At 63.9% G+C, this 20,775-nt stretch carries 17 protein-coding genes and 1 pseudogene; 13 read left to right on the forward strand and 5 right to left on the reverse strand.

From position 1 onward, the window contains the following. Nucleotides 1–80: 80 nt before the first annotated feature. Nucleotides 81–1,094, reverse strand: a complete 1,014-nt coding sequence (gene aroF / locus VNH11_15705; protein ID HVA47814.1) for a 3-deoxy-7-phosphoheptulonate synthase — start codon at nucleotides 1,092–1,094, stop codon at nucleotides 81–83. Nucleotides 1,095–1,300: 206 nt separating this feature from the next. Further along, the gene (locus VNH11_15710) at nucleotides 1,301–1,681 is read right to left on the reverse strand and encodes a rhodanese-like domain-containing protein (GenBank protein ID HVA47815.1); all 381 of its coding nucleotides are present in this window, start codon (nucleotides 1,679–1,681) and stop codon (nucleotides 1,301–1,303) included. A gap of 229 nt (nucleotides 1,682–1,910) precedes the next feature. On the opposite strand from VNH11_15710, the gene selB reads away from it, so the two are divergent. Beyond that, nucleotides 1,911–3,842 (forward strand): selenocysteine-specific translation elongation factor, encoded by a 1,932-nt coding sequence (gene selB / locus VNH11_15715; GenBank protein ID HVA47816.1) that lies wholly within the window; start codon nucleotides 1,911–1,913, stop codon nucleotides 3,840–3,842. Here selB and VNH11_15720 read toward each other — a convergent pair. Beyond that, nucleotides 3,832–5,571, reverse strand: coding sequence for a protein kinase (locus VNH11_15720; GenBank protein HVA47817.1), 1,740 nt, complete (start codon nucleotides 5,569–5,571; stop codon nucleotides 3,832–3,834). The genes selB and VNH11_15720 overlap by 11 nt on opposite strands. A 145-nt stretch (nucleotides 5,572–5,716) precedes the next feature. Here VNH11_15720 and VNH11_15725 point away from each other — a divergent pair, with 145 nt between their 5' ends. From VNH11_15725 to VNH11_15740, 4 genes and pseudogenes are all read left to right on the forward strand, one after another. Beyond that, nucleotides 5,717–6,001 (forward strand): hypothetical protein, encoded by a 285-nt coding sequence (locus VNH11_15725; GenBank protein HVA47818.1) that lies wholly within the window; start codon nucleotides 5,717–5,719, stop codon nucleotides 5,999–6,001. A gap of 95 nt (nucleotides 6,002–6,096) precedes the next feature. Beyond that, nucleotides 6,097–7,143: a PA14 domain-containing protein gene (locus VNH11_15730; protein ID HVA47819.1), complete on the forward strand. Its 1,047-nt coding sequence runs from the start codon at nucleotides 6,097–6,099 to the stop codon at nucleotides 7,141–7,143. Nucleotides 7,144–7,345: 202 nt separating this feature from the next. Next, nucleotides 7,346–8,911 (forward strand): N-6 DNA methylase, encoded by a 1,566-nt coding sequence (locus VNH11_15735; GenBank protein ID HVA47820.1) that lies wholly within the window; start codon nucleotides 7,346–7,348, stop codon nucleotides 8,909–8,911. Further along, nucleotides 8,908–9,799 (forward strand): annotated as a pseudogene (locus tag VNH11_15740) (XamI family restriction endonuclease). Before VNH11_15735 ends, VNH11_15740 begins: the two are co-directional and overlap by 4 nt. A 37-nt stretch (nucleotides 9,800–9,836) precedes the next feature. Here VNH11_15740 and VNH11_15745 read toward each other — a convergent pair. Continuing rightward, nucleotides 9,837–11,261: a pectate lyase gene (locus VNH11_15745; protein ID HVA47821.1), complete on the reverse strand. Its 1,425-nt coding sequence runs from the start codon at nucleotides 11,259–11,261 to the stop codon at nucleotides 9,837–9,839. Between the two features lie 243 nt (nucleotides 11,262–11,504). Between VNH11_15745 and VNH11_15750 the strand changes: the two genes are divergently transcribed. Both VNH11_15750 and VNH11_15755 read left to right on the forward strand, forming a co-directional pair. Beyond that, entirely contained in the window at nucleotides 11,505–13,871 is a 2,367-nt protein-coding gene (locus VNH11_15750; protein ID HVA47822.1) for a penicillin acylase family protein, read from the forward strand. 4 nt (nucleotides 13,872–13,875) lie between these two features. Next, nucleotides 13,876–14,682 carry an undecaprenyl-diphosphate phosphatase gene (locus VNH11_15755; protein ID HVA47823.1) on the forward strand — a complete coding sequence of 269 codons (807 nt, stop codon included), beginning with the start codon at nucleotides 13,876–13,878 and terminating at the stop codon, nucleotides 14,680–14,682. Here the strand turns inward: VNH11_15755 and VNH11_15760 are convergent, their stop codons facing one another. Continuing rightward, nucleotides 14,683–16,362: an AarF/ABC1/UbiB kinase family protein gene (locus VNH11_15760; GenBank protein HVA47824.1), complete on the reverse strand. Its 1,680-nt coding sequence runs from the start codon at nucleotides 16,360–16,362 to the stop codon at nucleotides 14,683–14,685. A gap of 64 nt (nucleotides 16,363–16,426) precedes the next feature. Between VNH11_15760 and VNH11_15765 the strand changes: the two genes are divergently transcribed. The 6 genes from VNH11_15765 (at nucleotide 16,427) to VNH11_15790 (ending at nucleotide 20,629) form a co-directional block, all read left to right on the forward strand. Then, nucleotides 16,427–17,647, forward strand: a complete 1,221-nt coding sequence (locus VNH11_15765) for an efflux RND transporter periplasmic adaptor subunit (protein ID HVA47825.1) — start codon at nucleotides 16,427–16,429, stop codon at nucleotides 17,645–17,647. A 71-nt stretch (nucleotides 17,648–17,718) separates the two neighbouring features. Further along, nucleotides 17,719–17,922, forward strand: a complete 204-nt coding sequence (locus VNH11_15770) for a hypothetical protein (GenBank protein ID HVA47826.1) — start codon at nucleotides 17,719–17,721, stop codon at nucleotides 17,920–17,922. A gap of 40 nt (nucleotides 17,923–17,962) precedes the next feature. After that, nucleotides 17,963–18,307: a hypothetical protein gene (locus tag VNH11_15775; GenBank protein HVA47827.1), complete on the forward strand. Its 345-nt coding sequence runs from the start codon at nucleotides 17,963–17,965 to the stop codon at nucleotides 18,305–18,307. A 43-nt stretch (nucleotides 18,308–18,350) separates the two neighbouring features. Then, nucleotides 18,351–19,370 carry an RNA 3'-terminal phosphate cyclase gene (rtcA, locus tag VNH11_15780; GenBank protein HVA47828.1) on the forward strand — a complete coding sequence of 340 codons (1,020 nt, stop codon included), beginning with the start codon at nucleotides 18,351–18,353 and terminating at the stop codon, nucleotides 19,368–19,370. A 52-nt stretch (nucleotides 19,371–19,422) separates the two neighbouring features. Next, on the forward strand, nucleotides 19,423–19,980 hold the full coding sequence (locus VNH11_15785; protein HVA47829.1) for a sigma-70 family RNA polymerase sigma factor: 558 nt from the start codon (nucleotides 19,423–19,425) through the stop codon (nucleotides 19,978–19,980). Between the two features lie 16 nt (nucleotides 19,981–19,996). Beyond that, a complete protein-coding gene (locus VNH11_15790) occupies nucleotides 19,997–20,629 on the forward strand; it encodes a hypothetical protein (protein ID HVA47830.1) in 633 nt (210 codons plus the stop codon). Nucleotides 20,630–20,775 lie beyond the last annotated feature (146 nt).

A 20,775-nucleotide genomic window follows, 5' to 3' on the forward strand; every position in this document is an offset into this window, starting at 1 on the left:
GGCCCACCGTAATGGACGTCGCCAACGGTGGGGCGGCGCTCGCAAGCTCGCTCGCTCCCACCCTACATCCAGCTCCGACCTCACATCTTCTTCCCCAGCGCCGCGGCCACCTTTCGGCAGAGCTCCATCGTTTGTTTGAACTGTTCGATGTTGAGCGACTGATAGCCGTCGCTCAGCGCATTTTCGGGGTCGGGATGCACTTCCAGAATCAGTCCGTCGGCGCCGGCCGCCACGCTGGCGCAGGCCATCTGCGGCACCAGCCAGGTGTGCCCGGTGCCGTGGCTCGGATCGACCACCACCGGCAAGTGCGTCTTGCCGTGCAAGTAGGGAACGGTCGCCAGGGGAAGCGTGAATCGCGTGTGCGACTCGAACGTGCGGATGCCGCGCTCGCACAGCATGACGTTGGGATTGCCGGCGTCGAGGATGTATTCGGCCGCCAGCAGCAGTTCTTCCATCGTCGCGCTGGGGCCGCGCTTCAGCAGCACCGGTTGCCGGACCTTGCCCACCGCTTCCAGCAGGCGATAGTTCTGCATGTTCCGGGCGCCAATCTGCATCACGTCGGCATAGCGGGCAACCAATTCGACGTCTTCGGTGGCCAGCACCTCGGTGACCACCGCCAGGCCGGTCACGTCGCGGGCGGCGGCCAGCAGCTTCAGCCCGTCTTCTTTCAGCCCCTGAAAGCTGTAGGGGCTGGTGCGCGGCTTGAACGCCCCGCCCCGCAGGGCCGTCGCACCGGCGGCTTTGACGGCGATGGCCGTCGCCAGGATCTGCTCTTCGCTTTCGACCGAGCACGGCCCGGCGATGACGCCGATCCGCTGGCCGCCCACTTCCAGATCGCGAGCACGAACGACGGTTGTTTCGCTTTTCAGCTCGCGGCTGGCGACCTTGTAAGGGGCCAGGATGGGCAGCACTTCCGCCACGCCGGTGCCGCTTTCGAGCGATTCTTTCAGCCCGTCGCGTTCGGCGCCGATGGCGGCGATGACGGTGCGTTCGACGCCGCGCAGCACGTGCGCTTTGAGTCCCAGTCCTTCGACCCGTTCGACCATGTGCCCGACCTCCGCCTCGCTGGCATCGCGTTTCATGACGACAATCACGTTCAAGCTCCTGAAACCAACAAAAAAACCCCGCGACGGCCTGGGTCGCGGGGCTTGAAAATGCTTGCCTGATTAGGTTCCGTTACGAACCGCCTCCGGCCCCGCGACCGATCGGGGTAAAGTAAAACCAAAAACCAAAGGCATACGCCGGGACCGAATTCATGCTGTTATTCTGGCTTCTGACCGCGGAGGTTGCAAGTGGAAAATCATGCCGGCCCGGTTTCCACCGGCAGGCCTTCTTCGCGCCACGTCCGAAAGCCGCCGATCATCGAGCGCACGTTGCGGTAGCCCATCTTTTGCAGGTTGTCGGCGGCCAAGGCCGACCGCGACCCGCCGCCACAATACAGGACCAGTTTCGCGTTCAAATCGGGAAACCGTTTTTCGACGTCGCGCTCGATGACGCCTTTGCTCAGGTGGACTGCGTTGGGCACATGGCTTTGCATCCACTCGCTTTCCTCACGCACGTCGATCAGATTCAGTTGGTCGCCGCGCCGCAGGCGCCCCTGCACATCTTCGACCGCTACCTCCTGGATCCGCCGCTTGGCGTCCGCTACGAACTCATTGAAACGCGAAGGCTTGTCACTCATGGCAGTGGCTCCTTTCGTGCTGAATTAGGATCCGCCTGATGTAGCCTAATGCCGATCGCGCAACTCGACAACCGTTCGATCAAGCCTGTTCGAATGCCGGCGAGCGAACGTCGAGTTCGACCTTGGAAACGTCGAGTCCCGCGTTGCCAATTTGCAATTTGCAATTTGCAATTTGCAATTTGCAATTTCCCCCCCCGCCCATCCGCCGTCTACCGTCTACAATATCCCCATGTCTCTCGATCTCATCCTCGGCACGGCCGGGCACATCGATCATGGCAAAACGTCGCTGGTCAAGGCCCTGACCGGCGTCGATACCGACCGCCTGCCGGAAGAAAAACTCCGCGGCATCACCATCGACCTGGGCTTTGCCGAGCTGACGCTGGACGACATTCGCCTGGGCATCGTCGATGTGCCCGGCCACGAACGCTTTGTCCGCAACATGCTGGCCGGCGCGACCGGCATCGACCTGGCCCTGCTGGTCGTGGCCGCCGACGATTCCGTCAAGCCGCAGACCCGCGAACACCTGGAAATCTTGCGGCTGCTCGGCCTGGAAGAAGGCGTGATCGCCCTGACCAAGTGCGACCTGCCGGACCCTGGTTGGATCGACCTGGTCGAGGCCGAGGTTCGCGAGCTGGTGCAAGACACCTTTTTGCAATCGGCACCGCTCGTCCGCACGAGCGTGGTCAGCGGAGCGGGGCTCGACGAGCTGCGGCAGGCCCTTTCTGCGGCCGCGCAGCGAGCGTCGCACTCGGCAAGAATGGAACGCTTGAATGCTCCTTTTCGACTGGCAATCGACCGCAGCTTTACGATCGCCGGCCACGGCACCGTCGTCACCGGCAGCGTGGCCAGCGGGCAGGTGCATGTGGGCGACACGTTGACGATCGAGCCGGGCGGCAGGCCCGTGCGGGTGCGAGGGTTGCAGAGCCACGACCGGCCGAGCGAGACGGCACATCGCGGTCAACGGGCAGCCGTCAACCTGGCTGGCGTCCATCACGATGAAATCCGCCGCGGGCAGGAGCTGGCCTCGCCCGGTTACCTGGTGCCCAGTCGCATCCTCAGCGCCCAAATTACGTTGGCCGAAGACGCCCCGCGGGCGCTCAAGAACCGCACGCGGGCGCGGGTCCATCTGGGCACCGCCGAGCTGATGGCCTCGGTCGTGCTCTTGGAGGGCGAGCGTTTGGAGCCGGGCAGGCAGGGGCTGGTGCAGCTTTTCCTGAGCGGGCCGGCCGTCAGCATCTGGGGTCAGCCGTTGGTGTTGCGCAGCGAATCGCCGGTGGTCACCATCGGCGGCGGAAGCGTGCTCGACCCGAACGCGCCCAAATTGCCGCGCGGCGATCGCGACGTGCTCGACCGCCTGGCGGCCCTGGCCGGCGACGACAAGCTCGCGCGTGCGGCCGCCGCGCTGTCGTTCATCGGCCTGGCCGACTGGCAACCGGCCGACGTGGCCCGCCGGGCCGGCATCGACCGGGCGACCGAAGTCATCGACGAGCTCGTGCGCCGCGGCGATCTTGTGGAACTGGCCGTTTCGCCCAGCCGCGTGTCGCGGGTGGAGCGCCGCTGGCTCGACGGCGTGTTTCGCCGCATCGAAGGGGTGCTCGATCAGGAGCACGCCGCCTTTCCGTTGCGGACGGTGCTTGACCGTTCGCGGCTGGTCCACCGCCTGGGCCATCTCGGCCCGGACGCGGTAGTCGAAGCGGTGCTGGCCGCAATGCAGCGGGCCGGGCGGCTGCGAATCAACGAACGTGGCGTGGCGTTGCCCGGCCGTGGTCCGCAGCTCTCGAAGAACGAGCAGAAGCTGCTGGCCGACATGATCGAAACGTTCCGCGCCGCAGGTTACGAACCGCCGATGATCGACGACCTTCGCTCGCGCACCGTGAAGAACCAGCAGGCGGTGGAACCCCTGATTTCGCTGGCCGTGGCTGAAGGAGAACTGATCGACGTAGGCGGCGGCTTCCTCTTGCACGCCGAGGTGGAACGCCGACTGCGGGCCACTTTGGCCGCCCAGATGGCGGGCGGACAAGGCCGCACGGTGAGTCAAATCCGCGAGCTGCTCGGCACCACGCGCAAGTACGCGGTGCCGCTTTGCGAGTATCTCGACCGCGTCGGCTTTACCCGCCGCGAGGGCGACCTGCGTTTTTTGGCGCCAACCGCTAGAGCGTGATCTCCGTCTTCGGCAGCAGCCGCACCAAAGCGCGCACGCCAGCCGAGGTTACGCGCGTGCCCGACAAATCGATCTCTTCCAATGCCGATAACTGATTCAAATGCGCCAGGCCGTTGTCGGTGATCCGCGTGTAGCTCAGATCGAGGCTGGCGAGCTGCCGCAGCTTGGCAAGATGCACAAGCCCGGCGTCGCCGACGTCGGTGCCGCGGAGGCCGAGTCGATCGAGATGCGTGAACCGCGCCAAGTGCGGCATGCCGGCGTCGGAGATGGCCGTTTCGGCAAGAAACAGCCGCCGCAAATCGGCCAGCGATTGCAGTCGCTCCAGCCCGGCGTCGGTGATCGACGTGCCGCTCAAGTCCAATCGCCGCAGGCCCGACAGTCCGCTCAGATGTGCCAGGCCGGCGTCGGTGATTGCCGTCCCTTCCAGATCGAGCGCCTGCAGGTTCGACATGCCGGCCAACTCGGCCAGGTCGGCGTCGCAGACTTTCTTCTGGCACAGCGAAAGCTTCGCGGCGTCGATGGAGAAGTCGTCGTCGAGAAACTGTCGCAAGTGTGAAGAACCCGCCGGCACACTGGTGAAGACGACCGTCTCTTCCATGCCCGTCAGCGCGGCGGGCGCCGGCGCGCCTGAAGACCCACCTTGCGAGCCGACCGGCCCGGCCGCGGGCCGCGCTTTGGCCCAGGCCTGCGCGGCCTGCAAACATCGCTGCACGTCGCGCATGACCTCGTCCATTCGTTGATAGCGATCATCGGGCTTCTTGGCGATCATCCGCTGGAAGGTGGCGTTCAGCTCGGCGGGAACGTTCGTCAGCGACGGCAGCGGCGCCTCGCGGTGGGCCACCAGCTTCTGGATGAAACTGTCGCCGGCATACACCGGCCGCCCAGTCAGCAGAAAGTGCAAGGTGCAGCCCAAGCTGTAAATGTCGCTACGATGATCGCTGCTCTTGGCGTCCATCGCTTGTTCGGGCGACATGTAGTCGACCGTGCCCACCACCGAGCCCGACAGGGTGAGCTCGGTGGCAGCCACGCCTTCGCGGGCCGTGAGCAGCGAGGGCGCGGCAGGTTGCTCGAAGCGGGCCAGCCCCATATCGAGAATTTTCACCGCGCCATGCACGTCGAGCAAGACGTTGGCCGGCTTGATGTCGCGATGCACGATCCCTTTCTGGTGGGCGTGTTCGAGGCCCTTGCCGATTTGAATGGCCAGCTCGATTGCTTTCGCCGGCGAAAACGGCCCGTGCTTGCGGACGATGCTCGACAAGTCGCTCCCCTCGACGTACTGCATCACCAGGTAGTGAACGCCCTGAAATTCATCGGCGTCGTGGGCCGTCACGATGTTCGGATGCTCCAGCCGGGCGGCCGCCTCCACCTCGCGCTGAAAGCGCCGCAGCGTGTCGGGCGATTTGACGATGTGCGGCGGCAGCACTTTGATGGCCACCACCCGCTTCATGCGGCGATGTTCGGCCTTGTAGACCTGGCCCATTCCGCCTTCGCCGATCTTGTCGAGCAGCACGTAGTTGCCCAGCACGAGGCCGCGAGTGCGGCCCTGATAAATCGCCTGAGCCTGAAAGCGGCTCAGCTTCTTCTGCCGAACGAACTCTTGGGCCAGAGGTTGAGCGTCTTGCGAGCGATCGAGGCCGGGCAAGCTGTCGAGCACGGCTACGATTTCGGCCTGCGGCATCAAATCGCTTTCGGCCAGCCGCTTCAGGAAGTCGTCGACGCGGGTGGGCATTACCGCAGTATAGCCGCGCCGGCGGAGCGAAGCGAACAATTCGGTTTGAGTGTTTGGGAACGAACAGCCAACAGTGCCGGCCGTTTGACCGGCTTCAAGCGACGCGTAAAATGAAAGCTCATCAGGGCCAACCGGGGTGCAGTGAGTGTCTGAGACTTTTGATCCGTATCGAAAATGGCTGGGCATTCCGCCAGCCGAACAGCCGGCCGACCATTATCGCCTGCGGGGCGTCGGCCGGTTCGAAGACGACGCCGATACCATCTCGAATGCGGCCGACCGCCAGATGGCGCACGTGCGGACCTTTCAGACCGGGGCCCACTCCGCAGTCTCCCAAAAGCTCCTCAACGAGATCGCGGCCGCGCGCGTCTGCCTCCTCGATCGGGCAAAGAAGGCCAAGACGGCGCGGCGGAATTCGCCGAAGGCGAGGTGATCTATCTTCCGGGCGAACCGTGGAGACGGCTGCAGTTGCCCGTGTTGCCTCCTCATGAATACTCGTTGACCATCGAGTAATTGGGGAGCCGCGACGTGAACTTTGGCGTTGTGGTCGAAGGCCGGCAAGTCGAAGTGGTTCTCGACGGGGGCAACGGCGACCTCAGCGGGCTCCAGCTTGTGAACGGCCAGTCCTTCGATCGCAATTCGACGACGCACCACGGCCAAGTGCTGCGCGACGACGGGCCAAACACGATCGTCAGCACCGTGCGACGAGATGGTGTCGAGGTGACGTGCAACGGCCAGCCAGTCATCGACTGGAAGGGCGAGTCGCGCTCTTTGAGCTTGCCCCACGATTGCATCGTGCCCGACGACCGGCGGTTGTTTTTGGTTTGCTGGGGCACTCCTTATCGGATCACGCGGCTGGAACTATCTTCGCCTGTGGCCGAGATCCCGACTCAACAACCGGCCATGCCGGCCAAGACGCCCCGGTCACTGGCAGACCTGGCGGACCAACCGTCGGCCGACAAGCGTCTGCCGGTGCCGGCCGGAAAAGACCTCGCCATGCGGGCCGAATACGAGCTGCAAGCGAAGTATTGGCTCGATCGCGGCCTGCCCGACGACGCACCGACGGCGGACGCCGCGCGAAAGCGCGTGCTCGACAAGCCGGCGGCGACGCCGGGCATCAGTCTGGCCCGCATCCGCCCAGGACTCGACATGGCCATGTTCGACGGCGCGGATTTGCAGCAGTTCCGCGCGAGGGGCATCTCCGAAGGGCTCTGCCACAACTTCGGCTTCCGCTCGCCGCACCCCGCGGTATCCGGCGACAACTTTTCGATCCGTTGGACCGGCTGGCTGAAGCCGCCGCTACCGGGCAAATACGTCATCAAAACCAGCAGCGACGACGGCATTCGCGTGCGCATCAACGGCAACCTGGTGATCGACCATTGGCACCGCGGCGCGGGCGACGAGCTGGTCGAAGTCGAGCTTACCGACCAGCCGCAGCCGCTGACCGTGGAGTTCAACGACACCGGCGCCACCGCCGCCGTCTGCGTATCGTGGGCGCTGAAAAACCTTTCCGATTTTCAAGTCGTGCCCGCCGAAGTGTTCTTTCACGACCCGGCAGTCGTGCCGGCCAAGTAATCGGCCAGCAGGTTCAGATTCTTTACCGCCACGGACACGCGGCACCTTGCCTTCGCCCAAAAATGTCTGTACTATCGTGCATCAACGATGTCAATAGCCCGTTAGCCGGACAAGAGCAATGCCTCGGCCAAAGTCTCGCGAATCTTCTTCGCCGCAGCTTTGTTTGCCGCTGTCCGGTGTCGTCGCGAGTGAGAGGGACCTCGTGGCCATCGCCCTGGCCCTCGGCGCCAGAGAGGTCGACGGCTGGTCGCCGGAAGAGGATCACCTGGCGCTGGGGATTGAACCGGCCGATGAAAAAACCGCGGATGGCTACCTCGAGCAAATTCGTGCCGGCGAGGATCCGCTGGGGGCGCTGTTTTGCGAATTGCGGTCGGCGGTCCAACGACGAGCCAACGGCGCCACATTCACCCCGCGCTCGATCGTCGACGCGATGGTCGATTGGGCAATCCAATCGGGAACGCCCCAAAGAGTGGTCGATCCGGGAGTGGGATCGGGGCGCTATTTGTTGGCCGTCGGTCGGCGGTTGTCAACCGTTTCGCTGATCGGCGTAGAAATCGACCCGTTGCCGGCCATGCTGGCCCGCGCAAACCTCGCGGCAGCCGGGCTTGCCAAGCGTGCTCAGATCGTTCTCGGCGATTACCGCGACCTCTCACTGCCAGCGGCCAGCGGAACGACGCTCTTCATCGGCAACCCGCCCTACGTGCGGCACCACGACATCAGTCCAACGTGGAAGCGCTGGCTGGTTGACGAGGCGGACAAACGGAACCTTGCGGCAAGCCAGCTTGCCGGCTTGCACCTGCATTTTTTCTTGGCGACCGCGAACCTGGCGGTCTCCGGCGATTATGGCGCGTTCATCACCGCCGCGGAATGGCTCGATGTGAACTACGGAAAGCTGCTCCGTGAGTTGTTTTTGCGCGAGCTAGGCGGTCGCCGGATCGTTGTGATCGAGCCTTCGGCGATGCCCTTCGCCGACGCCGCCACCACCGCGGCCATCAGCTACTTCCAGATCGGTTCCGCCCCCGGCTCCATCCGCTTGAAGCGAATCGATACGTTGCAGCGGCTCGGCGAAGCCAATGGGAACCGCGTCGTGCGACGCGAGCGGCTCGAAAGCGAACGCCGGTGGTCGCACCTCACGCGCCGGGCGCGCTCGGGGCCTGCCGGCTATATCGAACTGGGCGAGCTTTGTCGTGTACATCGCGGCCAGGTCACGGGGGCGAACGGCGTTTGGATTGCCGGGGCACACAGCGACGGATTGCCGGATAGTGTGCTTTTCTCCGCGGTAACCAAGGCGAGGGAACTGTTTCGCGCAGGCAAGATTCTCGACGATCCTGCGCCGCTGCGCCGCGTTATCGACCTGCCTGTGGATCTCGATCGTTTCGGTTCCGCGGAGCGCCGGATCATCGATCGATTTCTGACACGGGCCAGAAAAGCCGGCGCCGACCAGTCGTACGTCGCCTTGAATCGCAAAGCGTGGTGGTCTGTCGGCCTGCGCGAACCGGCGCCGGTCCTGGCGACGTACATGGCCCGCCGGCCGCCCGCCTTTGTCTTGAACCATGCGAACGCACGCCACATCAATATCGCACACGGCCTTTACCCGCGAGAACGACTGAGCGACGCGGTCCTTTCCGGCCTTGTCGATTACCTCAGCAATGCCACGAACATCAGTGATGGACGTACTTATGCCGGAGGACTGACCAAGTTCGAGCCGCGCGAGATGGAGCGGCTGCTTGTGCCGGGAATCGACCTGTTGCAGCAGGGGCTGCGATGATCGACCCTCCAAGTTGGAGCTCCGACGAACTGAAAGCGGCCGCGAAAACTTCCACAGAGCATTTTCGCCAGCGGCGAATCGAAGAGCCTTTGGAGGATTACCTTGAGGCGTTCGACGATTATCAAGGGCACGTCGAGGACCTATTCGAGACGACCATCGATCTGACTAGGCTTGAGGCGTCGGCGGTCGAGATCTTGACTGACAAAAAGCTGCTCCATGCGTTTCGCTATCTTGCAGGACCGCCCATCTCGATCGACGATCTCAAGACGGTCGCGGAGGCTGCGTCGCTCAGTCCCAAGCAACTTCGCGCCAATCCGGAGATGGTAGCGCGCGTCGTGCAAGTGGTCTTGATGGGCCTCGACCGGCGGCGGTTTCCCTGGGTGAAAGAGAGTCGAGAACCGTCCGAAGCTGAGAGACAAGCCGCGGTTTTGGCGTCGTCCGCGATGATGGCGGCTCAGCGCGCCGGCACCAAACGCCGTAGCGAAGGTGGCCGCAGAATTGCTGGCACACGGCCTGGTGCGGGTCGCCCCGCGTGCGGTACTGACATTCGCCAACGCGCCGCAGCCCGGCGAATTCTGCGGTGAAAGCTATCTTGGCAATCGCAAGGCCGATTTTCTTGTTCGACTTTGGGACAATCGCCTGATGCCGATCGAGTGTAAGGTCTCCAACTCCGCGACAAACTCCGTCAAGCGCTTGAATAACGATGCCGCGGCCAAAGCGGAAGCATGGCGCAAAGATTTTGGCGAGACGCAGGTTGTGCCCAGCGCCGTGCTCGGTGGCGTCTACAAGCTGCACAATCTCATCGACGCCCAGAATCGAGGACTTGCGCTATTCTGGGCGCACGATCTCAAAGCGCTGGTCGACTTTATCGAGAGAACTCGGACCTAAGCCCAGCCTTTCAAGTCGTGCCCGCCGAGGAGTTCTTTCACGACCCGGCGATCGTGGCGGCCAGGTAATCGGCCAGCACGTTCAGATTCTTCACCGCCACGGACATGTCGATGATCGGACCGACGTACGCTTGATATCGAAGCTTGTCCTCCGTAACCCAGGCCCCTCGGTCGTCCAGACCCTCGATCGCCGCCCGCGCCCGGTCTTCCATGCCCCGCGTCACTCGCCCCGGCTTGGTGGCCGTCGTCTGCTTGTCGCCGGCGGACAGGGCCTCGTACTCTTTTTCGATCTCGTCGAGCTTGCTGGCGACCTTGAACCCATAGTGCGTCGGCAGATCGGAATCGTTATATGTCAAGGTGTAGTCCTTGGTGAAATACAAAGGCCGGTTCGATTGCAGCTCATAGAACCGCGCCAGCCGGCCGTCGGGCAGCAGCGACTTTTTGAGGTAAGCCACTGCCCGCGGCACCGGCTCCAGATACTTCCGTTCGCCCGTGCGGCGATACACCTCCAGCAGAATTCGCAACACGCCCTGCGATTCGCCGCCCGTCACCGCCGGCGGCTCGAACTTGCGGGCCCAGGCCGGGTGCATTTCAAAATCGTATTGCTGGGCCCAGGCCGGTTGCGGATCGGGCAGTTGAGCCAACAGCAAAAAGTCGGCCGCCTTGAGCACCGCCTGCCGATAACGCGGACCGCCATAGACCGCTTCCGCCAGAAAGAGCGCGTGGATCACATCGGGCACCAGATCGTCGTTCAGCGTATAGCGGAACCAATAGCTGCCGTGACCGGGATACATGCGTGGCCAGTCCCTCGGATAACCGGCAGGCATGACGGGAAAGTCTTCGGGCCGGTGCGGTTCGTCCCAGACCTGCGGAAAGCCGCCGTTGGGATACTGCGCCCCCAGCAATCCGTCGAGTGCGAAAAGCGTCATTTCATGGACCGCTTCGTCCTTGAACTCCAGCGAACGATCGAGCTGCGCGAGAAACCGAATCGCCGACTGCGTTTTGTCATCGTCGAGGCTGGAGGGCGTCCTTTTTTTGGCTCCGGGCGGATCGAGGCGGTAGGGCGTGCGCGTGCGGTCGGCCGGGTCGAAGTCGATATGGTCGTTCCAGCCGCCGGAGCGGAGTTGTCCGCGGCGGAGTGCTTCCGCAGCGGCGCCTGCGGCATCGAGAAAGAGTGGTTCGCTGGTGGCATCATAGAGTTTGACATACGCTTCACCGACGGCGGGCGTGCCGGGCGGCTGCACCCAGACGGTGGTGCCTGTGACGTTTCCTTCGCCCTCGCGGAGCGTCAGATCGGCGCTGTATCGCCATAGGTACCCGCCTTTGGTCGCCACCTGCCGGCTGTAAAACGTCGCCGCCTTCTTGGCCGCGGCCAGCGCGTCGTCGCGCAGCTCGGCCCGACCGTCGGTGCCTAGAAACACCTCGACACAGAAAACTACATACGCGGTGACGCGACGAAACATCGTTTGCTCCCTTCGTGCCGATATGGCTCGGAGTTGTTGGTCGACCGCGCCTCGGATCCTCTTGCCGCCAGCCTTATGCGCTGGTTCAGGCTCCGTCGCTATTATGGACCAGCCGCTTGCTCGGCGGAAGCGTTGCTCGGCTGCAAGAACGACGCTGCGCGATATCGAGGCCCTTCCGCTTGCGGAGCAAGCGGGCTACGGCCACAATCTACGTTTACGGCTTATCAGGAGTCGAGTTGCATAATGAAACTTGCCACTGCCGAGATGTTGCGGCGATTGGGATCGGGAGAGACGATCGCCGAGCTTTGCTCCGCGGCGCAGATTGGCCGCGACCAGTTCGACGCCTGGTGGCAGCGCGAAACCCAGCGCCGCTGGCCCCTGGTCGATGGCGACGCCGCGGTCTCTCGCCGCGGCCGCTGCGAACTCTTCCGCGACCGTTGGGGCATTCCGCACGTTCTGGCGGAGAACGACGAGGCCCTGTTCTTCGGCTTCGGCTATGCCATGGCCCAAGACCGGCTCTTTCAACTCGATTATCTCCGCCGCCGGGCATACGGGCGGCTGGCTGAAGTGCTTGGCCCGGAGGCGCTCGAATTAGATCTGACCGCCCGTACCATGGGACTCGGAGCGATCGCCGAAGCAGAGTGGGCCGCCGCGGGGCAGGAAATGCGAACGCTGGTTGCCGCGTTTTCGGAAGGGATCAACACGGTGATGCAGGCGTCGAGGGACGCGCCGCCCATCGAGTTCGATCTGCTCGATTGTCGGCCGCAGCCTTGGTCGCCCGTCGATTGCCTGGCCATCGAGGGCGAATTCCGCTGGTATCTTACTGGCCGCATGCCCGTGTTCGCCGTGCCCGAACTGGTCCACCGGACGTTGGGCGATGGGCCGCTGTATACCGCGTTTCTCCAAGGCGAAGCCGACGACGAAAGCATTTTGCCGGCGGGTTCCTATCCAAGGGCAAGCTGCGGCACCGAGCAATTGGGCCCGAGCGGCGGCGATCCAACTCCCTGCGAGGGAAGCAACAACTGGGTACTGGCCGGGCATCGTACCACCACGGGCCGGCCGCTCTTGGCCAGCGACCCGCACATCGCCTTCGGCGCCGTTTCGTGCTGGTACGAGGTACACCTCTGCGGCGGCTCGTTCAACGTGGCGGGCATGACCTACGCCGGCATGCCCGCCGTCATGTTCGGCCGCAACGAACTCGTGGCCTGGGGATGCACCAACAACATCTGCGCTCAGCGAGACTTGTACCGAGAACGGACCGACGCGGCGCATCCCGATGCGTTTTTATACGACGGCCGCTGGGAACCTGCCGTCCGGCGCGAAGAAACGATCGAAGTGAAAGGGAGCGGGCCGGTACGCAAGACGGTCCGTTCGTCGCGGCACGGGCCGATCGTCGACGAGTTGTTGCCGGCGGCACTGCGCAGCGGCGAACCGATCTCCATCCGCTGGCTCGGCCGCGAACCGTGCCGCTGGCTGGAAGCACTGCTGGCCATGAACCGGGCCAAGACCGCGGCCGAGCTGCGCGAGGCCACACGGCCCTGGATCGTGCCCACATTCAGCGTGGTCTATTGCGACATCGACGGGCACATCGGCTACCAGTCGGTCGGCCGCATCCCGATTCGCAAGCAGCCGACACGACGTTGCCGGCCTGGCTGGGATCCGGAACACGAATGGCAAGGGCTGATTGCGTTTGAGGGCATGCCGCACTCGATCGATCCCCAACGTGGCTTTTTGGTGACGGCCAACAACCGCCCGGCCCCCGACGACTTTGCGTATCCGCTGGCCGGGGTGTGGACGAGCGCTTATCGTGCCCGTCGAATTCGGCAAATGATCGAGGCAAAACCGAAGCTTTCCTTCAACGATCTGGGGCCGATGCAGCTCGACGTTCTGTCGTTGCGTGCCGTGCAGTGCGTGCCCCGGTTACTCGAATTGTTGAGCGACGAACCCGCGCCGCGGACGCGCGAAGCGATCGCCGCCTTGCGTGGCTGGGACTGTCGCATGGAGGCCGAATCGGCGGCGGCCGCGATTTTCGACGTCTTTTTCGCCCATTGGTGCCAGGCGGTGGCCAACGAGCGCTTTTCGGGCGAAGCGGCGACGCTCGTGGCCGCGGCGGCCGGCGGACTCGCCGTCGAGCTGCTGCGGACCGACGAAGTGAGGTGGTTCGCCACGGACCGCCGGCAAGCAGCCATCCGCGAGTCGTTCGCCGCCGCGCTCGACACGCTCTCGAGCCGTCTTGGCTCATCGATCGCCGGTTGGCAATGGGGACGCTTGCACCGCATGCAGGTGCGGCATGTGCTCTCGGGCCGCGGCGATCTGGCCATGCTTCTCGACCAGCCGTCATTGCCGGTATGCGGCGACATGCTGACGGTCTGCAACACCGGCAGCGATGCTGACTGGCAAGCCACGCTCGGCGCGGGCTATCGGATGCTGGTCGACATGTCGGTTTCGCCCGCGGAAATCCGGGCCATCGACGCCGGCAGCGAGAGCGGCCATCCGGCCAGTCCGCACTACGCCGATCAGTTGCCCGCTTGGCAGGCCGGCCGTTATCACCGCCTGTCGCTCGACCGCGGCATGGCAATCGCGACGGCGCAGCATCGTCTGGTACTCTAGCATCATGGATTCACAGCAACTGCACCTGTTCGTGCTGGCCGTGGTGCAAGGCATCACCGAGTTCTTGCCGGTCAGCTCCGATGGTCACATCCTGATCGTCAACGCCCTTTGGGAGCGCGCCAGCGGCCGAACGCTCGACGATCCGCTAGGCGTCGAGATCATACTGCACGCCGGCACGCTGCTGGCCATCCTGGTCATGTATTGGCGGCGGCTCCTCCGCTTGCTCAGCGACGATCGACATATGATCGGCCGCATCGTGGTGGGCACGCTGCCCGCCGTGGCGGTCGGCTTGCCGCTGCACGAGATCGAGGCCCTGCGCTCGTGGCTCGAAAGTCCCCTGCTGGCCGGCTGCTTGCTTCCGGTGACAGGCCTCATCTTGCTTCTCGGTGGACGCCGCGAAGGGACCATCGATTATTCCCAGATCAGCTATCGTCAGGCGTTCTTGATCGGGCTGGCACAGGCCACGGCCCCCTTGCCGGGCATCTCGCGCAGCGGCGTCACGATCATCACCGCGCTGGCCCTGGGCCTGCGTCGCGAAGCGGCCGCGACCTTCTCGTTCGTGCTGGCGGTGCCGGCCGTGAGCGGCGCCGTGGTGCTGGGCGCGAAAGACTTGGTGTTCGGCAGCCGCAACTCAGTCGATCTGGGGCCGCTGCTGTTGGCGGCCGCGTTGTCGTTTGTCGTCGGCCTGGCGGCGCTGGCCTTGCTCTTGCGCTGGCTGCGGCAAGGACGCTTGCGGCCCATGGGCTGGTGGTGCATCGCGGTCGGCGCGGCGTTTACGGCCTGGCAGCTTCTTGGGCGGCCGGGGCCCTAATCACTTCCGCCGATCAAGATGGCCCGATTTGTTGATGGCCCGCCAAAGGCGCAAGCCGAGCAAAATGCTGAGCGTCGAGCCCACGGTGCCCAGCAACGACGGTTGGCCCAGAAACCCAGGCCAGGGAATCAGCGGAGGCACTTTCATGCTCAGCAACATTGCCGACCCCAAGAACAGCGCGCTGGCCAACAAGCCCAACACCAGCCGGTTCACCGACGGCTCCAGGCCGCGGTGGTCGAGGTGGACGTCGAACTTGCCGGTTTGCACCTGTTGCAAAATATCGACCACACCGCGCGGGAACACCTCGGCCAGATATTCCAGCTCCGAGTACAGCCGCCGCAGCTTGCGCGCGTGCCGCAGGGGCGACAGCCGCCGCCACACAAGCTGCTTCTTATACGGCTGCATCACCTCCATCAGGCTGAAGGTCGGCGACAAGAGCCGGCTGGTGCCTTCCAGCATCACGAAGACTTTGACCAGCATGGCCACGCGCTCCGGCAGCATGATCTGATAGCGGCGGATAATCTCCATCATCTCGTTGAGCGCGCCGCCCAGATCGAACTCGTCGAGCCGCTGATGGGCGTAATGGGCCACGAAATCGGCCAGGTCGACGCTCAACGCCGCCTGGTCCAGTTGCGGCGGCGTCATGCCGATGCGCGTGATCAGCGAGGTCAGGTGCAGGGCGTCGTGCTCCACCAGGGCCGACAGCATCTCTTCGATGCTCTCGCGCAGCGACTCGTCGATGCGGCCGACCATGCCGAAATCCAACAGCCCGATCACGTTGCCCGGCATCACCACCACGTTGCCCGGATGCGGGTCGGCATGATAGCAGCCGTGGACGAAGATCATCTTCAGGTACAGTTCGGCCCCGCGGCGGGCAACCTCTTTCAAATCGTAGCCGGCCGACACCAGCCGCTCGCGCTCGATCAGCCGGATGCCGACGAGGTGCTCCATCGTCAGCACGCGGGCGGTACACAATTCAGGAAACGAACGGGGAATGCAGACCGTTGGATCGTCGGCAAAGTCGAAGGCGAACTGCCGCATGTTCCGCTCTTCGCGGCTGAAGTCGAGTTCGCGGCGCAGGGCGCGCTGAAACTCGGCCACCACCGCGCGCGGCCGGTAAGGAACAAACTCCGGCACCATCTCGGCCATCTGCGACAGCCCGATGAGAATGTCGAGATCGACGCGGATTTTTTCGGCGATGCCGGCGTGCTGCACCTTGACCACCACCTCCTGTCCGTTTCGCAGCCGGGCAAGGTGGACCTGCCCGATCGAGGCCGAGGCGATCGGCTCGTCGCTCAACTCGGCGAACACCGCTTCGATGTTGCGGCCCAGCTCGCTTTCGATGGTGGCCCGCACCGCGTCGGGCGGATCGGCCCGCACCGACGTTTGCAGGTGCTGCAACTCGGTGGCCAGATCGACGCCCACGAGGTCGGCGCGGGTGCTGAGAATCTGCCCCAGCTTGATGAAGGTCGGCCCCAGTTCCGCCAGGGCCAGGCGAATCCGCACTTCGGGACGGTGCCGCGCCAGCAGCTCGCCGTCGGCATCTTTGAAGAACCGCTTGGCGAAATCCCAGTCGAGCCGGCTCACCCAATTAGCCAAGCCATACTTGCTGAGAACGGAGAGGATCTCGCCCCAGCGGTTCACGTTCCGATAAAGCTGGGGGATGGCGCTGATTCTCATAACGTTGCAGCCGTTTGCCCCTCTGCCTAGACTATTCTAAATTCATATCCCCAGAAAGGCCCGTATGAACCGCATTCTTGGAGCGGCAATTGTGGCGGCGCTCGCTAGTTCGCTGGCGACCTGGGCGGTGCTGCGCGGTAGAGAAGCCGACCCGTTTACGTCCGCGAGCGGACGTCATGCCGGTCCGGAGCACGGGCCGTCGGGCCAGGGACGATCAGCCGGACCGGCAGAATCGGAAGTCGTGGCGCTGGCCCGGCTGGAACCTGAAAACGGCGTCGTCAGCATCAACGGCACGCCCGGCGACCGGTTGCAGGAACTTAAAGTCAAATTAGGCGATAAAGTTGACAAAGGCAGCGAGCTGGCCGTTCTGGAGAGCCGCTCCTTGCGTCAGGGCGAGCTCGAGCTGGCCGAAACGCAGCTCCGCGAAGCGCGCGAGCGGAAGACGGCCGAAGAGCACTACGCCGATGCCGTGCAGGCCGAAGCGGAGCTGGCTGAAGAGCAGGCAAAGTTGCAAGAGCTGGACGCCGCGGCCCAAGAACAGAAAATCGCGGGATTGCAAGCGGCCCACGTGTCGGCACAGCAAGACCTGAAGCGGCTGGAACACGTCCGCCAGTCGGCCGGCGACGCGCCCGGCGACGAAATTGTCTCCGATCAGCAGTTGGCCCACCAACGCCTGGCGACCGACAAGGCCGAGAACGAGCTGGCGGCGGCCCAGGACGAATTCACCAAACTGCGGCAGGGGATCGATCTGGCCCACCGCCAGGCGCTGGCCAAACGAAAAACGGCCGAAGCCAACCGCGAGCGGATTCCTTCGACCGTGCAGATTCAATCGCTGGAGAAGCAGGTCGAGCTGGCGCGCCGCCGCTTGGAGCTGACGGTGCTGCGGGCGCCGAGCGACGGAAAAATCCTCAAGATTTTTCTGACCGAAGGTGAAACGCTGGCCCAGCAACCCATTTTACAAATGGCCGACACTCGCCGCATGGTGGCGGTGGCCGAAGTCTACGAAGACGACGTGCGCCATCTGCGGCCGGGGGCGTCCGCGCGTGTGACCAGCCAGGCCCTGGGTGCGGCATTGACGGGCAAGGTCACCTATATCGGCAGCATGGTGGCCAAGAACACGGTCATTTCTCTCGACCCGACCCAGAGCACCGACCGGCGGATCGTCGACGCTCGCATTCTGCTCGACGACGACCCGGAGGCCCGTCTGTTGATCAACTTGCAAGTCACGGCCCGCATTCGGCGTGACGGCGCCGGTCGGGGGAGCGATGTGCCGGAGGGACGTTAGGACGCTGAGCGGATGCGGAAGGATGTTCTGTTTCGCTGTTCAACGATCGATGTAGTTGCTAAACTAGCGGAATGATGCTCAACGATCAGCAACGGCAGTCGGCTCTGGAGGGCAACCCGGTCGAAATCGCCGACGGAAATCAGACGTTTTACCTTCTTTCCAAGCGGCAATACGACGAGCTGCAGCGGATTCGCGCGCTTTTCGGCGAAACCGAGGAAATCGAATTTTCCCCCTATGAGGCTGACGATATCGTCGACGCCAACGACAGCAAATAGTCCCACCGGGCCGGTAAAAATCAAAGCTTACCAGTTTGCCGTGCCGATCCGCCTTGTCGTCGGGGCGGCGCGGTCGCAGGTCTTCCCCGCTCTTTTCGATCCAGGTACGAATCACAACTTGGCCATTCGGGAACAGCACATTCGCGATTGGACCGGAATGGCGCTTCGCAAACTTGGCGCGATTAGGATTAACGGCGTTGTCGTTCCAGTTGTGGTGGCCGACATCGAGCTCGATGGCAGAATCTTGTCGAACCCCGATGGGATCGTCCTTTATCCGGACAGCGTTCCCTTCGCTCCAAGGTTGCCTGTGCTTGGGCTGCGCACTCTAGTACGGAATAATGTGGAGGTCGTCATTCGCGGAAAAGATGTTATCATCACGCCGTGACCTCATCTCGCGCCCATAGCGAGGGCAGCTCGTCCTATGCTCTATGCAGAAAATCGACGGTTCACAAGGCGAAGGCGGAGGGCAAATCCTGCGAACGTCGCTGGCGCTGGCCATCGTGACGCAACAGCCGATCATAATTGAAAACATCCGGGCAAAGCGCGATAAGCCGGGGTTGCGGCGACAGCACGTCGTGGCCGTGCAGGCCGCGGCAAGGATCAGCGGCGGCAAGCTTTCGGGCGACACCCTCGGCTCACGCGAGCTGCGGTTCGAGCCGGTCGCCGTACAGGCGGGACAGTACAAGTTCGATATCGGCTCGGCCGGCAGCACCACGCTTGTGCTGCAAACCATCTTGCCGCCCTTGCTCATCGCCGAGGGCCGCTCCACAATCGAGCTCGTCGGCGGCACACACAACCCGTTTGCGCCGCCCGTCGACTTTTTGGAGCGGGCCTTCCTGCCACTGATCAATCGCCTGGGTCCGAGCGTCGCGCTGATGCTCGAACGGCCCGGCTTTTATCCGGCGGGCGGCGGCCGATTACGCGTCGAGATCGAGCCGGCCAGCCGTCTGACGCCAATCGAGATCGTCGAGCGTGGTGAGATTCGGTCGCGGCGCTGTCGCGCGACCGTGTCGAACTTGCCCGACCATATTGCCGAGCGCGAATTGGCCGCCGTTGCCGCTGCGCTGGATTGGCCTGATGAATGTCTGGAAGTGCGGCGCTATCACGAGCGCAACTTCGGGCCGGGCAACATCGTGACGATCGAGGTCGAGAGCGAACACGTGACCGAGGTTTTTACCGGCTTCGGACGCCGGGGCGTGCCGGCGGAAACCGTGGCGCGCGAAGCCGCGGCGGAGGCCAAACGCTATTTGGAAGCCGGCGTGCCCGTGGCCGAGCACCTGGCCGACCAACTGCTGTTGCCGCTGGCGTTGTCGGGCGGCGGCGCCTACGTCACGCTGGCCCCGACGCTGCACGCCACGACGAACATCGAAATCATCTGCAAGTTCTTGGACGTGCCGATCGCCGTCGAGCAGCAAACCGATCGCCGCTGGAAAATTGGTATCGGCTGAAGCTGAATTGGCGCGCAGGATTTTCCGGGCGGCGGGAACTATCTTGTCGACTATGACGCATCGCGACCCGCCGACCAACGGCCCGCAGAAACCAATCGACTGGGGAGCGTGCCTGGCCGAACACGAGCGCTGGCTGAGGGCGGTCATCCTCGCTCGTACCGGAGAACCGCAAGCCCTGGATGAGGTTTGGCAGGAGGTTTCGCTGGCGGCGATCGAGCAGCGTTCGCCGCTGGCCGACCGCGAGAAGGCGCCCGCTTGGCTTTATCGCCTGGCGGTCATTCGGTCGGTCCGCTATCGGCGACAGCGCGCCCGGCAGCGGAAGCAACTGGCCCGGCTGGCCGCGGAGTCGAACGGTCACGCCTCGGCGGCCGACGACCCGTTTGAGTGGCTGCTGTGTCAGGAGCGGCGCGAATTGGTCCGCCGGGCACTCGACAAGCTGACCGGCCGCGATGCGGAAATCCTGATGTTGAAATACCACGAACGTTGCAGCTACCGCCAGATCGCCTCGCTTTTGGGCATCAGCGAGAGCGCGGTCGACGCGCGGGTCTTTCGTGCCCGCGAGCGATTGCGGCGGCTACTCGCCAATTATTTTTCGGATCAAGACGTTTAACGAAGGGCTCACCACAATGAACGAACACTCAGACCAATTTGCTCTGATCGACCGGCTGGCGACGGGGGATCTCGACGGTCCTGCTCGACGCGAGCTGTTTACCTGGCTCGACTGCGAGCCGTCGCGCTGGCGTCGCTGCGCTCTGGCGCTGTTGGAGGCAGGCGAGTTGGAGCGCGCCCTCGACGACTGGCAGGCGGAAGTGCCGCGGCCGACGGCGGCATGCGCACCTGCGGTCGAGCGTTCTCGGCGCCCTGCCATGTTTGCGTTGGCGGCGTCGGTCCTGATCGCCTTCTCGTTGGGTGCCTTTGCCCGTGATTTCTGGACCGTTCCCGTGCCGATGATGGTCGAGTTGCCGAAACCAGCGGGTGGCGAAACGTCCGCGGCGGCGGCCAACAAGAAGTCATCGCCCGAGGTCGTCAAGCGGGCAGACAAGGCGTCCGACAAAACGGTGACCGCCGTCGCCGCGGCGCCGCCGGGTGCGGCGCAAGCCGACCTCATTCCCCCTTACATTCGCAGCCAATGGGAGCGGCGCGGATACCAGCTCACTTCGCGGCCGGCGCGGCTGCCGGTGGTTTTGCCCAACGGCCGGCGCGTGATGGTTCCGGTCGATGAATTGCAAGTCAACTACGTGGGCCAGCGGACCTATTGAAAAAACGTAGTTGGCTATAGAGGGGTAAAGAGCGGGGACGCCTCGAAAGGGTTAAGGTTGAGTTATTGTTTTAACCAACCCCAAACCCTGTTTTTAGGAGGTCGTCCCCGTGAGCAAGAGCAAAGCCTATCGTTCGACGGAAGTCA

The organism is Pirellulales bacterium (genome assembly GCA_035533075.1).
Classification (GTDB): Bacteria; Planctomycetota; Planctomycetia; order Pirellulales; family JAICIG01; genus DASSFG01.